General features: G+C 56.1%; 9 protein-coding genes. 7 read left to right on the plus strand and 2 right to left on the minus strand.

Annotation, left to right across the window (positions count from 1 at the left end):
• Positions 1-18 precede the first annotated feature (18 nt).
• A complete protein-coding gene (locus QN399_RS25775; protein ID WP_330201890.1) occupies positions 19-4,200 on the plus strand; it encodes an immunoglobulin-like domain-containing protein in 4,182 nt (1,393 codons plus the stop codon).
• 98 nt (positions 4,201-4,298) lie between these two features.
• A complete protein-coding gene (locus tag QN399_RS25780; protein WP_322177226.1) occupies positions 4,299-4,637 on the plus strand; it encodes a tryptophan synthase subunit beta in 339 nt (112 codons plus the stop codon).
• Between the two features lie 58 nt (positions 4,638-4,695).
• On the opposite strand, the gene lapD is transcribed toward QN399_RS25780, so the two are convergent.
• A complete protein-coding gene (gene lapD, locus QN399_RS25785) occupies positions 4,696-6,642 on the minus strand; it encodes a cyclic di-GMP receptor LapD (RefSeq protein WP_330201887.1) in 1,947 nt (648 codons plus the stop codon).
• Positions 6,643-6,650: 8 nt separating this feature from the next.
• Positions 6,651-7,361, minus strand: coding sequence for a cysteine protease LapG (gene lapG / locus QN399_RS25790; protein WP_369124889.1), 711 nt, complete (start codon positions 7,359-7,361; stop codon positions 6,651-6,653).
• Between the two features lie 311 nt (positions 7,362-7,672).
• Here lapG and QN399_RS25795 point away from each other — a divergent pair, with 311 nt between their 5' ends.
• From QN399_RS25795 to QN399_RS25815, 5 genes are all read left to right on the plus strand, one after another.
• Positions 7,673-8,446 (plus strand): GntR family transcriptional regulator, encoded by a 774-nt coding sequence (locus QN399_RS25795; protein WP_322177223.1) that lies wholly within the window; start codon positions 7,673-7,675, stop codon positions 8,444-8,446.
• Between the two features lie 711 nt (positions 8,447-9,157).
• Positions 9,158-9,934, plus strand: a complete 777-nt coding sequence (locus tag QN399_RS25800; protein WP_322218794.1) for a DUF3050 domain-containing protein — start codon at positions 9,158-9,160, stop codon at positions 9,932-9,934.
• Complete coding sequence (locus QN399_RS25805; RefSeq protein WP_330201888.1) at positions 9,931-10,887, plus strand: diiron oxygenase; 957 nt, start codon at positions 9,931-9,933, stop codon at positions 10,885-10,887. The genes QN399_RS25800 and QN399_RS25805 overlap by 4 nt, the downstream gene beginning before the upstream one ends.
• Complete coding sequence (locus QN399_RS25810) at positions 10,884-14,357, plus strand: non-ribosomal peptide synthetase (RefSeq protein ID WP_330201889.1); 3,474 nt, start codon at positions 10,884-10,886, stop codon at positions 14,355-14,357. Before QN399_RS25805 ends, QN399_RS25810 begins: the two co-directional genes overlap by 4 nt.
• A gap of 21 nt (positions 14,358-14,378) precedes the next feature.
• Positions 14,379-14,864 (plus strand): SRPBCC family protein, encoded by a 486-nt coding sequence (locus QN399_RS25815; RefSeq protein ID WP_322177219.1) that lies wholly within the window; start codon positions 14,379-14,381, stop codon positions 14,862-14,864.
• Positions 14,865-15,003: the final 139 nt, after the last annotated feature.

Consider the following 15,003-nt stretch of genomic DNA (forward strand, 5'->3'; position numbering starts at 1 on the left):
ACGGCTGTTACCGACACCATTAACAAAACGGCGGTCACCTTGACCGCTGATAGTTCGGTGGCCGAAGGCGGCACGATTCACTACACCGTTTCGGTGGCCAATGCACCGAAGACCGACCTGGTCCTGACCTTGTCCAACGGTGATAACGTCACCATCAAGGCCAACGCCACGTCAGCCAGTTTCACCGCTGCCGCGCCAGCAGACGACGTCTATAAAGATGCTGGCCCAACCACCCTGAGCGTGACCGGGGTGTCCAACGGCAAAGACGGCCAACTGGAAGGCCTCGACCTGAGCAAGGCCTCGGCAACCACGGCTGTTACCGACACTATTAACAAAACGGCGGTCACCTTGACCGCTGATAGTTCGGTGGCCGAAGGCGGCACGATCCACTACACCGTCTCGGTGGCCAATGCACCGAAGACTGACCTGGTTCTGACCCTGTCCAACGGTGATAACGTCACCATCAAGGCCAACGCCACGTCAGCTACCTTTACGGCTGCCGCACCGGCAGACGACGTCTATAAAGATGCTGGCCCAACCACCCTGAGCGTGACCGGGGTTGCCGATGGTAAAGACGGTCAGCTGGAAGGTCTCGATCTGAGCAAGGCTTCGGCAACGGTCAACGTCACTGACACCATTAACACCACGGCGGTTACCTTGACCGCTGATAGTTCGGTGGCCGAAGGCGGCACGATCCACTACACCGTTTCGGTGGCCAATGCACCGAAGTCCGACCTGGTCCTGACCCTGTCCAATGGTGATAACGTCACCATCAAGGCCAACGCCACATCAGCCAGTTTCACCGCTGCCGCGCCGGCAGACGACGTCTACAAGGATGCCGGTCCGACCACCCTGAGCGTGACCGGGGTGTCCAACGGTAAAGACGGTCAGCTGGAAGGTCTCGATCTGAGCAAGGCTTCGGCAACCACGGCTGTTACTGACACCATCGACACCACCACTGTCAATTTCACCGCTGGGTCAACACAAGTGACAGAAGGCGCTACTGCCCACTACACGCTGACATTGAGCAACACGCCAACAGCAGATGTAACGGTCAAGCTTAGCTACACCGGCACCGCCACCAATGGCAGTGACTTCAGTGGCGTAACCACGGTGATCATCAAAGCCAACCAGACAACAGCGCTGCTCGACATCAAAGCCCTCACCGATGGGCTTGTAGAGGGCACCGAGAAGTTCACAGTCAAAATCGACTCGGCCACGGGTGGCAACTTCGAAAGCTTGGTGCCTGGCGCCAACAACAGCGTTACTACGAGCATCGTGGACGCGGATGCTCCGGTTTCAGCTGGCGGGAAGGCCACTGGCACCGAAGATCAGACGTTGACTCTGACGTGGGATAACTTCGGCGTTGCAAACCCGGTCAACGCAACAGCCGTTCCGAGCATCATCATTACCACGCTTCCGGGCAGCGGTACGTTGCTGCTCAACGGTGTTGCCGTCATTGCAAATCAGGTCATCAGCAAAGACGACATTGTCCAAAACAAGCTGACCTTTGTGCCGCTCAGCAATGAGTCGGGTATAGACAGCTTTGGCGGAACCGGTGTCGGTAACAAGCAAGCCGACTACGCGCAGATTCAGTTCAAACCGACCCTTGAGGGTGTAACGGGTACCGTGGCAACCCTGAAAGTCGATATCACTCCCGTTGCCGATCAGCCGAGCCTGGCGCTTGGCAGTGCAGTGATCAGCTCAACCGGACTGGTAAAGGACGTATGGGTTAATACCCTGACCGGTATGTCTGGTAGCGGCAGCGGCGCAACGGAGTCGATGATCAAGTTGGGCTTCAATACCACCATTACTCCCACCACACACACCGATACATCGATCACAAAGTCGACGGGAGATGTTGCAGTAGGTACCGCCACTAAAATTTCCGGACTTGTCTACCTGGAAGCTGGCAAGGTTTACAGCTTCGGCGGTACGGCCGATGACAGCTTGCTGATCACCATCGGCGGTAAGACGGTAGCCAACGCGGCGTGGGGCATCAACTCTGGGGCTATTTCCTCCAGCCAATACACGCCAACGGCAACCGGCTTCTACACGCTGGATATTTACCACTACAACCAGGACAACGTTGGAAACTACACCATCAATCTGACGGTAAACGGCGTGACCTCGGAGCTGAACAGCGCCAATGCATTGCTTTACCGTAACGTGAGCGATCTGACCAATGCAGGCCTGACCGTTTCCAGCCTGAACGAGGTGAATGGCGTCATCGGCGAGGGTTACTACGCAGGCTACGAACTCAACCACGGCGTAGGAAATACTGCGATCAAACTCAGTTCTGTCAGCGCGACGTATACCGATAACGACGGCTCAGAAACTCACATCACCACGATGTCCGGCGCACCTGCTGGCTCGGTATTGAGTGATGCGAATGGCCATAGCGTTATGGTGACCGATGCAACCACCAAGGTCGATGTCAGCAGCCTGGACCTGAGCAGCCTAAGCATCAAAACGCCGGATTACTACAGCGGTAAATTCACGTTGACCGTTACCGCGACCGCTACGGAAACTGCCAACCTGGACACCAAGACCGACGTCGTGAATATCTCCGTTACTGTGGATAAGGGGGATTACAAAAGCACCACCGGCCATGCAGGGACCGACACAATCAATGGTACGGTTGCCAACGATGTCATCGTCGGTGATATCAGCGGCACCAAAATCGTTGCTGGGCAGAACTACAACATTGCCATCATGCTCGACAGCTCGGGCAGCATGAGCAGCACAGCTATCACGAACGCGAAGACTGCTCTGACCTCCCTGTTCAATGACTTGCAAAGCAAGGTCGGCGGCAGCAACGGGGTCGTCAAGATATTCCTGGCCGATTTTGACAGCACCGTCCACAACTACGTCTCGGTGAACCTTGCAGACCCGGGTGCTCTCAAGCAGCTGCAAACGGTGATCGACTCCATTAGCAGTGGCGGTGCTACTAACTATGAGGACGTGTTCAAGCTGACCACCCAGTGGTTCGCCAGCGATATGACGAAAAGTAACGCCAATGCTCAAAACCTTACCTTCTTCATCACCGATGGGCAGCCTACCTATCACCTTGTGACTGGCGACGCCGCTAACACTTTCTTGGTGCACAACAATAGCAACAACAACTCTGTCAGCCTTGCCGACACAATGACGAGCTTTCACACCGGTACTGCAATCATGGCGGACGTCGGTGGCGTGAGTCGTACGCTGATCAGCGCCACAGGCGAAGTTTTCAGCTGGTCGAAAAGCGGCAACACGTGGACTCAGGACACCATTGGTGTGCTGCACAGCACTGATAGCACGGGTCATCTGATATACGAAGCTGTCGCGGGGGCTGGCGACTCGACCGATTACGCAACCAACACCGATTCGATGGCCAGCTATGCGGCATTAGCCAAGGTTTCAGTGGTCGAAGCCATTGGTATAACCAACGGTATCACTAGCGCCCTAAACAGTTATGACTCCGACAACACGGCGCATACCTCGATTGATGCAGCAGACCTTTCCGCCAAGATTGCTGCAACTACCTCAGCTATCGCGCCAGGTAATGACGTTATTAATGGCGGCGATGGCAATGACATCCTGTTCGGCGACATGATCACCTTCGGCACTGCGCAAGGTACTGCCGCGCTCAAAGCATTTGCCGAGAGCAAAGGCGCTGTCATCGCGGATGATCAAGCTCTGCATCAGTACATTACCGGGCACCTGAACGATGTCACCGCACTGGCAAATAGCTCGAACACTACAGGTTTGGCAGATGGCAGCGACACTCTACTCGGCGGTGCCGGTAACGATATCTTGTTCGGCCAGGGCGGCAACGACACCCTGACCGGCGGCAAGGGTAACGACATATTGATTGGTGGCGCTGGCGCAGATACCTTTGTCTGGCTCAAGGGTGATACCAATACCGGTACCGGCGTCGACGTGATCAAGGATTTCAGTACTGCACAAGGCGACAAACTTGACCTGCGCGATCTGCTGCAGGGAGAGACTGATGCGACCCTGACGAACTTCCTGAAAATCACCAACGACGGTACCAATACAACGTTGGACATCAGTAGCGCTGGCAAGCTGAACGCTACTGGCGGCGTCGCCAACGCCGACGTGCATATCAAGGTTGAAGGGGTGACTTGGAACAACGATATGATCAAGTCTCTGGTGGCCGGTACCGACACAACCATCAAGTATGACCACAGCTGATTAAGCCCGCCCGCGATGATGTAGAGTCTGAACTAACATCATCGCGGGCAGCGCCCTTCTGTTGTTTCGGGCGGGACTTACATTTCGAGGTTTTACCCATGTTCTACGTGCAACGTGATCAACAGGGGGAGCTGGTCCGCGTGGAGGGCGTTCCTTACGTGGAAGCGACTGAAACACTTCCTCCAGACAACCACGAGATTCAAGCCTGGTATGCGAACGATGTGATCGAGAACAGCCTCAAGCAGCTCAAGCAGAGCGACTTTGAGATGATTCGGGTGCTTGACGACCTGATTCAGGTACTGATCAGCAAGGGCGTGATCCGGGTGACCGATCTGCCGCCTGCGGCGCAGGCCAAGTTGATGGACCGTACCCAGGCACGGGAAACGCTGGGCGGGTTGAACCATTTGATCAATGATGACGAGACGGGTTTGATCTGATTCTGTTTATGGCTTGAGGGCCTATCGCCGACGCGCGATCAGGCCCGATTGGTCATCCTTACTTCCAGGGCGCCGGATCACCAAACAGCTGACCTTGCACACCTTCGATACCCATCTCGCAAATAATCTGCAGCTCAGCGTCGGTTTCCACACGCTCGGCAATCAACGGCAAATCGATGCTGTGCGCTGCGCGTTGGATGGCTTCGATAAACAGGCGTTTATGGCTTTCCTTATCGATGGTCCGAATGTAACTGCCATCGATTTTCAAGTACGCCAACCCCAAGTGCGCCAGGTTGCCGATCATGCTGAAACGGCCGCCGAAGTGTTGCACTGCCAAGGTGAACCCCAGTTCTCGCAGGCGTCGGGTCAATTGCTCTAGGACACGCTGTTCCGGCAGTTGTTCTTCACCGATTTCCAGGGTCAATCGAGGCCCGAGTCGTGCTTGCTGTTTCAGGGTCTCGAAGACTTTATTCAAGGCTTTTGGATCGGCAAGCGTGGCCGCAGAGAGGTTCAAGGCCAGCGCTTGATCATGCTGGGCCATCTGTTGCAGGACCAACTCAAGCATCAGTTGGTCCAGCCGCGTCGACCAGCCGAATCGTTCGAGCCAAGGCAGGAAACGCCCCGCAGCAATGGTCTGTCCCTGCTCATCAAGCAAGCGGGAAAGCACCTTGTAATGCAATACGTGTTGAGGATTACGACTGTCCACTACCGGCTGAAAGAACAGCTGGAAGCGACGCTGGGTCAGTGCCTGGTCCAGCAGGTTGTTCCAGGCGTGGTGATCGTCGCCCAAGCTGATGGCGGCGCTGTGCTCAATACAGCTCCAGCTACGCTCGCCCTCGCTTTCAGCCTGAGACAACGCCTGGTCGGCAAGGCCGAGCAAGGTTTGCGGCGAGTCGCCGGGGCTGTAGGGTGCCAGGCCGATGTACGCTACAGGCGTCACATCCGACGCCCCAGTGGCTTGCAGGCTGAGCAGCGCGCTTTCCAGATTTTGAGCAAGTTGCAGCGCTTCGGCGCGCAGCATTTTTGGCGCCAGCACGGCAAATTCGCCGCCACGGCTGCGGGTGATGAGGTTATTGGTTTCCGGATAATGCGCGCATTGCCGAACCAATTGCTCGCCCACCGCGCGCAGCAGTTCATCTGTGCGCTTGCCGCCCAGACGCTGGTTCAACCCGACCAAATCCTTGACCCGCAGCAACAGCAGATAGCCCGAACTGGCCTCTTCCAGGTTGCTGACCCTGGCGTTGAGCTGCATGTCGAAATAACGACGGTTGGCCAGGCCGGTAAGGCTGTCCTGATATGACTCGACCCGCAGCTTTTCACTGCGTTCAGTGTTTTCCTGAAACAGGGCTTTGAGCTTCTCGACCATCTGGTTCATAGCCTGGACCACGCGCCGCAGCTCCGGGGTACGCGGCAGTTCGGGCAGGCTGAGGAATTCGCGGCGGCCGATAGCGTGGGATTGCGCCACCATATAATCAAGAGGCCGCAACTGCCGACGCAGCAGCAAAGCACCCAGAACTGCGCTGACCAGACCGCAGATCAGCAACCAGGCGAGGCTGCCTAGCGCGCTTTGCCAGAGCTTGGCCAATGCGAACATCGGATGGCTGACCACTTCGACCCGTGCAGCCTGCTGCCAGCCACGGCTGACAATCGCATCGCCACCAGCAGCTTCCAGGCCGATCAGTTTAACGAACCAGACCGGTACGGTGCTGCTATCGGGGACGCCAGAACGCTCGACAATGATCTTGTCGGTGGCCAGATCGATGACGCGGATGCTCGAATAATAGCCACTGTCGAAGATTGAACTGACCATCAGCTCGACCATCGTCGGGTCATCGATATTGGACGTCAACGACAGCGCGAGAGAGGTCGCCGCATCTTGTGCATGGGAGCGCAATTGATTGACGTATTGCGTGCGCGAACTTTCCAGGCTGACTATGAAGCTGCCGCTAAAGGCGACAACCAGGAACACACAAATAGCGATCAACAACTGTTTGAACAGAGACATCGGAACTCCTAAAACTCGGGCTCAGCCGGGAAGCCTTCGGCTTGCATTTTTCTCAACACATCCTGCCAGCGTGACAATCGTTTTGTGTCGCTCACTCTCTTATTGCCTTTGGCGCCAGGCAACCACAACCCTTCACCATTGAATGCATACACCGGCAACAGGTCCGTTCGTTGGCTGGCGGGTTTGATTGCATCAATCAGGCTGTCGAGCACCAAGGGTTCAGCATTCGGGCTTGAGTAGTAGGTCAGCACCATGTGCGCACGATTCAGGCGCAAGGCTTTGACGTAAGTGATCAACAGTTTTTCGCTCGGAACGCCCAGCCGCCTGAGGCTAAAATATTTAGCGATAGCGTAATCCTCGCAATCGCCAGCCCCCTTCCATAGTGATTCGATGGGCGTCGCCCAATAGTCGATTTCATGCCAGTTATCTATGTCTTCTACATAACGAATTTGGCGGTTGAAGAACTGATTGACTACTTCCAGCTTTTCCCTTTCGCTGATTTGTTTCTCGGTCGACAACAGGTGCTGCCAGGCATCAATCCGCTGACGGCCCTCGCCCAACGGACCATACAAAGCCTCGGCCCGACGGCTGATCAAGGAAAAATCCCAATCGGCATGCAGGCCGCCCACCAACACACTGGCCAAGAGCAACGCAAAAGAGAGCCATCGCCCTAGTCGATGACAAGGCTCTCGCCGATAAAATGCAAAACGTGCCGCCAATTGAAGTTAATCCGTGCGGTCATCCGAGAACCGGTCGATGGTGCGGGTTCAATCAGGAAAAAACAATGGCATCGTGCGATCACTTACAGCGGAGAATCGGCTCATCCTGCAGCACTGAGAAGATGATGCGCACGCTTGCTCTGCAACCCTGGCGACATTAAATCCATTTCTGTCCTAAACTGCGGAAAGCCAAGCGCAACGGGTATTTCAGGGCGTTCAGATTACTTTCTTTCAAAGGTCTACACGTTTTCTGGCTGTCTTTATTGTGGGCTGGATCCAAAAAAACAATTCAAATCTATAGAAGCGCGCGCATGTCAAAAACCGACAACGAAAGCTTTTTGAGCGGCGTCCTGGGACGTGAACAACTGCCTTCCCACTTGGCCAGAGCCGTCATCGAAGAAAAACTGCGCAATGCCATCCTCGACGGACGCTTACCCAGTGGTACGGCGTTGCGTCAGCAAGAACTGGCAACCCTGTTTGGCGTCAGTCGTATGCCGGTGCGCGAAGCGTTACGCCAACTGGAAGCTCAATCCCTGCTAAGGGTCGAGACACATAAAGGTGCAGTGGTTGCGCCACTGATTGCGGAGGATGCGGCCGATGCCTACGCCCTGCGCATCCTGTTGGAGTCGGAGGCGTTGCGCCTATCGATTCCTCATTTGGACGAAAGCGATATAGCAACAGCCCATCACTGTATTGAAAGGCTGGAAAGCGAAACCGATTACGCCGAAATCGGTATGCTAAACCGCATGTTCCATATGGCGCTTTACACCAAAGCGCCCAATAAAAGATTGCTGCGCCTGGTTGAAGACGGGCTCAATGAAGAAGAGCGCTTCCTGCGCTTCAATCTCTCGGAAATGGGCCTGGGTAAGCTCTCGCAGGATGATCACTGGGCGCTGCTCAATGCCGCCCGCGACAAAGCCATTGATAAAGCCGTGGCGATGCTCGAACACCACCTTAACCGGGGTGTTGAAGCCGTCACCCGATACTTGGGCAGTCGTTCACCCACCGCGCCACGCAGTGCCAAGGCACGTCGAGCGATTGCAGGCAGATCAGACCCGCTGAAGGATCCGCTACAACCGTTGTGAAACAAGCTTGATTAAGGTCCCCGACACCGGATCTCCTCCACGTATTCCGGGCGACCTTTTTCGCAACGCCCTCCCCTCTAGCGCCTCGCGCTGACCTGCTTCTACAAGCGCGACCGGCTTGCGGTCGCGTTCGTCTTCTCTTCATTGCCGCGTCTATCGCAGACTTTGCTTCGGCATCAGAGTAGAAACCTTCAAAACCCCTAGCGCTGTCCAAGGAGTTTGTCGAACGGGCAAGGACCCACTGGAAGGAATTCCAGCGCTGCCTAAAAAAACGAAAATATAACTTCTCCACTATTGAGTGACCCTGAGTGAGGCATTCACTCGTTAGTAAATATTCTGACTTTAATAGGCCGGAAGGGTTACTTGCTGCCAACTAAAACCTAGCCCATGGTTTTTAGCTGGCACGGTATTACTTAAAAAAGACGCCACCACAAATAATATAAAAATAACTTGCCTGACACTTTTGAAGTGCTTTAACTTTTCCTTCGCCGCCACTGACCATTCAATCGTGCTCCGCCTGAAGCCCTGCCGGGCCTGACCCTGCAGCCCAATGGACACAACCACCGACGGCAGATAACTGCTTATTCACGCATTCAACTTCGAGGCTTCTATTCGTCTAAATTAAAGAGCCACACCCCGTGCGCCGACAATGTTCACCCACTGAGTTAACCCACTGACCGTTGATTGAAAGTCCCCACTAAGGTGCTCCCCATGAACAACTTCGAACTTAGGCTTGATCGTAAAAAAGCAGCACTCAGCAATCACCCCATATTTTCTGAAATCGATTCAATTCAGGTGCTGCGACGTTTCATGGAAACCCATGTATTTGCCGTATGGGACTTTATGTCCCTGACCAAGCGCTTACAGCAAGAATTGACCTGCACCCAGCTTCCGTGGCTCCCCCCCAGAGACCCCAAGGCTGCGCGCCTGATCAATGAAATCGTATTGGGTGAGGAGTCGGACGCCAAATTGAGCCACGGTCATTACAGCCATTTCGAGCTGTACCTGGATGCCATGCGCGAAGTCGGCGCCAATACGCTGCCCATCGAGCGCTTCGTCGCACTGCAAAAAGAAGGCGTTAGCTATGAAACCGCGCTGCAGAATGTCGGTGCTGGACAGGCTGCTTATTGTTTCGTCAAACACACTCTCGACACCGCGCTGCATGCACCCGCTCATCGTGTGGCAGCAGCATTTCTGCACGGACGGGAAAGCGTCATCCCGCTGATGTTCCAGCGCATCCTCGACGATTGGGGCATCACCGTTGAGCAAGCGCCCACCTTTCGCTATTACCTGCAACGCCACATTGAGGTCGACTCCGAAGATCACGGCCCTGCAGCTCAAGAGCTTCTGGCACGACTGGTCAATGGCGACGAACAGCGTCAGCGCGACGTTTATGAAGCTGCCATTGCAGCCATCGAAAGCCGGATGACCCTCTGGGACAAACTGCGCCTGAGCATGCGGGCTGAACAGATGGAGTCCCACGTATGATTGCCGATGACTATCAGTCCTTCGCCGATGCCTGGGAGGGTCGTGCGACGATTCGCACGCGCCCGCGCCGGATCATCGAAAACGATGAAAAGCTCATCTATCCACTCAGCCGCCAGCCCTTGGTCCTCAGTGAAACGTTCACCCGTGAGTGCGCACACTTGCGCGATTTCGCCCTGACGCAAAGCCTCTACAAATTCATCAATGACGTGGTGATTTTCGAGACAGAAATCGTCGACAAAACGGCGCGTGGGATCGCCAAAAACCACTTTGCGATTCGCTTCCCCTTTGCCTGTCGTTACGACGCCATGACCATCGTCGTTGATGAGGATTACCACGCCCTGGTCGCGATGGATTTCATGCAACAGACCATCGCCCTGACTGGCATCGAGCCCATCGAGCTACCCCGAGAAATCGAGCTGAGCCGGGCGATACCCGCCGCCCTGACCTTGGCCCCCGAGCATCTGCGCAGTGCGGTTGAACTGATTTGCGTGGCCATCGCCGAGAACACGGTGACTAACGATGTCGCCGCGTTCGCCAAGGACGAGTCGGTCAAACAATCGATCAAGGGGATGATGGCCGACCACCTGCTTGATGAGGGACGGCACTCCGGGTTTTGGGCGCGGCTGGTGCGTATCTACTGGCATACCGCGCCCGAGTCGGACCGCGAAAGCATCGCGCGGATCATGCCGGTATTCATCCGCCAGTACCTGACCCACGAGATCCAGAAGGGTTTCGACTTCACGCTAATCGATCACCTGGCGGTCGCCGAGTCAGTCAAACAAGCGCTCAAGGACGAAGCCTTGGCCGTGACCTTCCCGATCAATCGTCATCACCCGCTGGTGGGCAACATCGTGCGCTTTTTCAACAGCAGCTCGGTGCTCGAGTCCCCCTGTGTACAGCGTGCGCTGGCTGACTATCTGCCCGGCTCTATCAGCCAAGGATCACTGCAATGAAACGTCTTGAGATTGTGCTGATTGGCCAGAGCCTGGCCTTGAACACACTGATTGCGGAGCTGGAGGAGCATGGTCATCAGTTGCATCGTTTGACAGATCCCCGGGCGCTGGACCTGTGCCTCTGTACCGACGCGTGCATGCTGATCGAGGATGGCAGCCTGACATTGACCGCACAGCAGGAGAAAGCCTTTGGCGCGCGCCCCCGTTTGGGTTTGCGCGTCGGGCTCGGTCCCGTTACGGATCATGGCCTGCCACAACTGAAGTTGCTCTGTTGGTTCGGTACTGCCTCCGGGCAACGCCTGATATCGCGTCAATTACTGGTCGCCGACACCTCGGGCAATGGTCGAGTATTACGCGACTCCGCGATTGCGACGCTGGTGGAGACCGTCGCGCTGCACGTCAGCCGTCTATCTCGCGATGCCGAGTATTTTCTTCAAGCACCCACTGTCGAGCCCCCTCACGCGGCGCAGCAAAAAGGGCTGGGCATACTCGAACAACTGGCGTTCGAACACCGATTCAACCGCACCGTTCAGCCACATCTGCTAGCGCTCGCCGAGATACCGATGATTGTGCGCCTGGATCAGAGTCTGTTGCGGTTTGCCGAGCGGACTGCGCTGAACATCGGCGGCAAGCAGATCAGCTATGAGGCTCTGCATGCGCACAGCCTGGCGATCCAGAAACGGTTGCTGAGCGTGCTGGCAGAACAGGGGACCGGGCCGGATGATGGCCCGCCGGTGATCGGTATCTGCATGCCGAAATCAGTCGCCCTGTTTGCCGCGATCCTCGCCATTCTTGGTTGCGGTGCTGTGTATTTGCCGCTGGACCCGAGCCAGCCAATCCAGCGTCAGCAGTACATTCTGGAAAACGCCGGTGCCGTGCTGCTACTCCATGACGGACAACATCCGCTCGGTGAGCAATGGCCAGGGCTAGACATCAGCCATGTGGGCGCGGATGAGCGCGACCCCATGCGCTCACTGATGCGCCAGCGTCCCACCCGTGAGGCGCCGTGCATGACGCTCTACACATCGGGCACCACGGGTCACCCTAAAGGTGTATTGCTCAGCCAGCGCAACCTCAGCCATTTCACGGCCTGGTACGCCGAGCAGGTGAGCCTGTCCGAGCACAGCCGCGTGCTTCATTTCTCGACGCTTAGCTTCGACTCTTCAGTGATCGACATCTTCCCGACATTGCTCAGCGGCGCGGAACTGGTGGTGCCCAGTGAAGAACAGCGCCGCGATCCTGTGCTGCTGGTTGAGCTGCTTGGTCAACACATCAGCCACGCGTTTCTGCCACCCGCACTGTTGAGCATCCTGCCGCTCGAACGGCCACTGGGGCTTGACCATCTGATGACCGGTGGCGATGTCTGCGAGCCGTACGTCATCGAGCGGCTGGCCGGGCAATGCCGTTTCTACAACCTTTATGGCCCGACCGAGGCGACGGTGCTGGTCACCTGTGGGATGTTCCACGCGGACAGCAGCAATCGCAATCTGGGTCTGCCCATTGCCAATAGCCAGGTGCTGATCCTCGACGAGCAATTTCAACCCGTGCCCGAGCAGACGCCCGGCGAGCTGTATATCGCCGGACCGGGCGTATGCCTGGGTTACCTGAACAACCCGACACAGACTGCAGAACGTTACCTGAACCTGCAATTGCCTGGAGGCCGAAGCCTACGGGTCTACCGCACGGGCGATATCGGCAAATGGACCGACAGCGGCATCGAGATCTGTGGCCGACGCGATAACCAAGTGAAAATTCGCGGCTTTCGCGTCGAGCCCGAGGAAATAGAACATTGCCTGCGTGGCAGCCAGTTGTATCGGCAGGTGGCGGTGGTCGTCGATGCGCAACGGCGGATTATGGCGTTTGTTGCCCAGCCACTGCAGGACCAACCCAGCGTAGCTCGTCAGGCGCTGAGGGCTCATGCCGAGCGAATGTTGCCCGATTATATGCGCCCCGCCACGTACACCGAGTTGGTGAGTATGCCCTTCGCCAGCAATGGCAAGGTCGATCGTAAGGCGTTGCTGGAGCTGCCGGTCTCCTTCCTCGACGTGCAGTTGCGACGCCTGCCGGAAACAGCTGTAGAGCAGCAGCTACTCACTCTCTGGGCAGAGTTACTTGAGATGCCGTCTGCCGATATCTCCACGGAGGAAAGCTTCTTCAATCTCGGTGGCCACTCAATCCTGCTCTCACAGATGCTATTGGGGATTCGTGAACAGTTCGGGCGAGGCATCCCGATCAACCGCTTCATCGAAGCCCCGACACTGCGCACGCTTGCGGCACTGATCGATAACGACGGAGCACAATCGTCCGCGTGCACCGTCAGCGCGCAAGCACTGCTTGATGCCAATCCTCAGCTGGACATGGCGGTATTGCCTATCAACCAGTTGGGAGATGTGCATAAGGTGGTTGTCACTGGCGCCAATGGCTTTCTGGGCGTGCATATTGTTCAAGCCCTTCTTGATTGGGGTGCCAGTGAGATTGTTTGTCTGGTTCGTGAAGGTGGCGGACAAAGTGCACAAGCGCGCTTCGCTCAATCACTGCGAGAAAACCGTCTCGAGCATCTGGACCTGAGCAGGGTGACGGTTTACCCCGCAGACATCACTCAACCGCAACTGGGCCTCAGCGCCGAAGTGTACGAATACATCGACCGTGAGTTCGGCGTACTGGTGCACAACGCAGCCAATGTTAACCATGTTCAGGATTACGAAACGCTGATCAAGGATAACGTCGAACCCATTTTCGAATGCCTGCGTCTGTGTGAAGGTCGTAGCAAGAAAATCTTTAATTTCGTTTCTACGCTATCGGCCTGCAGCACCATTGATGCCGCCGGCAACGTGCTGGAGCAACCGGCCGCCGCATCCCCACCGATCTATATCAAGAATGGTTACAACCTCTCCAAGTGGGTTGCCGAGCGCATCCTGCAACGCGCCAGTGATCAGGGCGTATGGGTAAACATCTACCGACCCGGCAACATCGCGTTCAACAGTGTCACCGGCGTCTGCCAACCCCACAAGAACCGATTGATGCTGATGCTCAAGGGCTCTATGCAATTGGGCCAGGTGCCCGAGTTCGCCATGAACTTTGATCTGATGCCCGTCGACTTCCTCGCCCGTTTCATTGGCTTTCATGCCAGCCGTTATCAAGCCAGTCATGCGGTATTCAACCTGCACAACCCCGAACTGCTGAGCTGGACTGACTACGTGGCTGCGTTCCGTGAGGCGGGGCGGGAGTTCGAGATGGTCAGCACTGCACACTGGCAAAAACAACTCAGCCGAGTCGACAACCAGAACGCGCTATTCGGGGTGCTGGGGTTCTATCTCGATGGCTTTGAAGAAGACATCGGCGATATCTCAATGATCCAGCACGACAACGCCCGAGCCGGTGTGCGGCGTATGGGCGAGTGCTATCCGCTAAAAACAGAGGCACTGCTGCACAAAGGTTGCGAGTACCTGAAAGAAATCGACTTTATCTAAACCAACCCGCTGGAGAACATCATGAATACCCTCAACACATTGGAAAATCTGCAACCGGACACCCTGATCAGAAACCCTGAAAGTTGCCGTGTGGTCTCTGCGGTAGAAGTAGCAAGTCATGCGCGAAGCGTGTGGGGTATCGTCGGTAATTTCGCTGGTTTTCCGGCGTTCATTCCGGCGCTGGACGCCTGCGAGATGACCGGAAGTGGCGTGCGTTCGATACGCAAAAAGCTGTTCAAGGATGGCAACGTAGTGGTCGAACAGCTTAACTCTCGCGACGATGACGCGCGTTATATGACCTGGTCGCTGATATACACCACCCTGCCTATCGGCAATCTATGGGCATCCATGACCGTAGCAGAGCAAGGTGATGATCAGTGCCGCGCGACGTGGACAATCGTCGGTGAGCCGTCTTCAGACTGGCCGGACTCATTGCCAGCGTTTCAAGCATTCCTGCAGGCTTTTGCCGACGATGCGATGAACAACGTGCGCACTATGTTCGCCTGACATCTACGCTTTAGTAAGCCGCAAAAACAAAACCCCTGTCTGCATCAGCAGACAGGGGTTTTGGAATTCAATCTTGACGATGACCTACTCTCACATGGGGAAACCCCACACTACCATCGGCGATGCATCGTTTCACTGC

It is taken from the genome of Pseudomonas sp. 10C3 (assembly GCF_036346185.1).
Classification (GTDB): domain Bacteria; phylum Pseudomonadota; class Gammaproteobacteria; order Pseudomonadales; family Pseudomonadaceae; genus Aquipseudomonas.

Bases quoted from the DNA above. Each gene is read 5' to 3' on its own strand.
- QN399_RS25800 (WP_322218794.1), top strand. From the start codon at position 9,158: ATGAACAACTTCGAACTTAGGCTTGATCGTAAAAAAGCAGCACTCAGC.
- QN399_RS25805 (WP_330201888.1), top strand. From the start codon at position 9,931: ATGATTGCCGATGACTATCAGTCCTTCGCCGATGCCTGGGAGGGTCGT.
- QN399_RS25810 (WP_330201889.1), top strand. From the start codon at position 10,884: ATGAAACGTCTTGAGATTGTGCTGATTGGCCAGAGCCTGGCCTTGAAC.
- QN399_RS25780 (WP_322177226.1), top strand. From the start codon at position 4,299: ATGTTCTACGTGCAACGTGATCAACAGGGGGAGCTGGTCCGCGTGGAG.
- QN399_RS25815 (WP_322177219.1), top strand. From the start codon at position 14,379: ATGAATACCCTCAACACATTGGAAAATCTGCAACCGGACACCCTGATC.
- QN399_RS25795 (WP_322177223.1), top strand. From the start codon at position 7,673: ATGTCAAAAACCGACAACGAAAGCTTTTTGAGCGGCGTCCTGGGACGT.
- lapD (WP_330201887.1), bottom strand. From the start codon at position 6,642: ATGTCTCTGTTCAAACAGTTGTTGATCGCTATTTGTGTGTTCCTGGTT.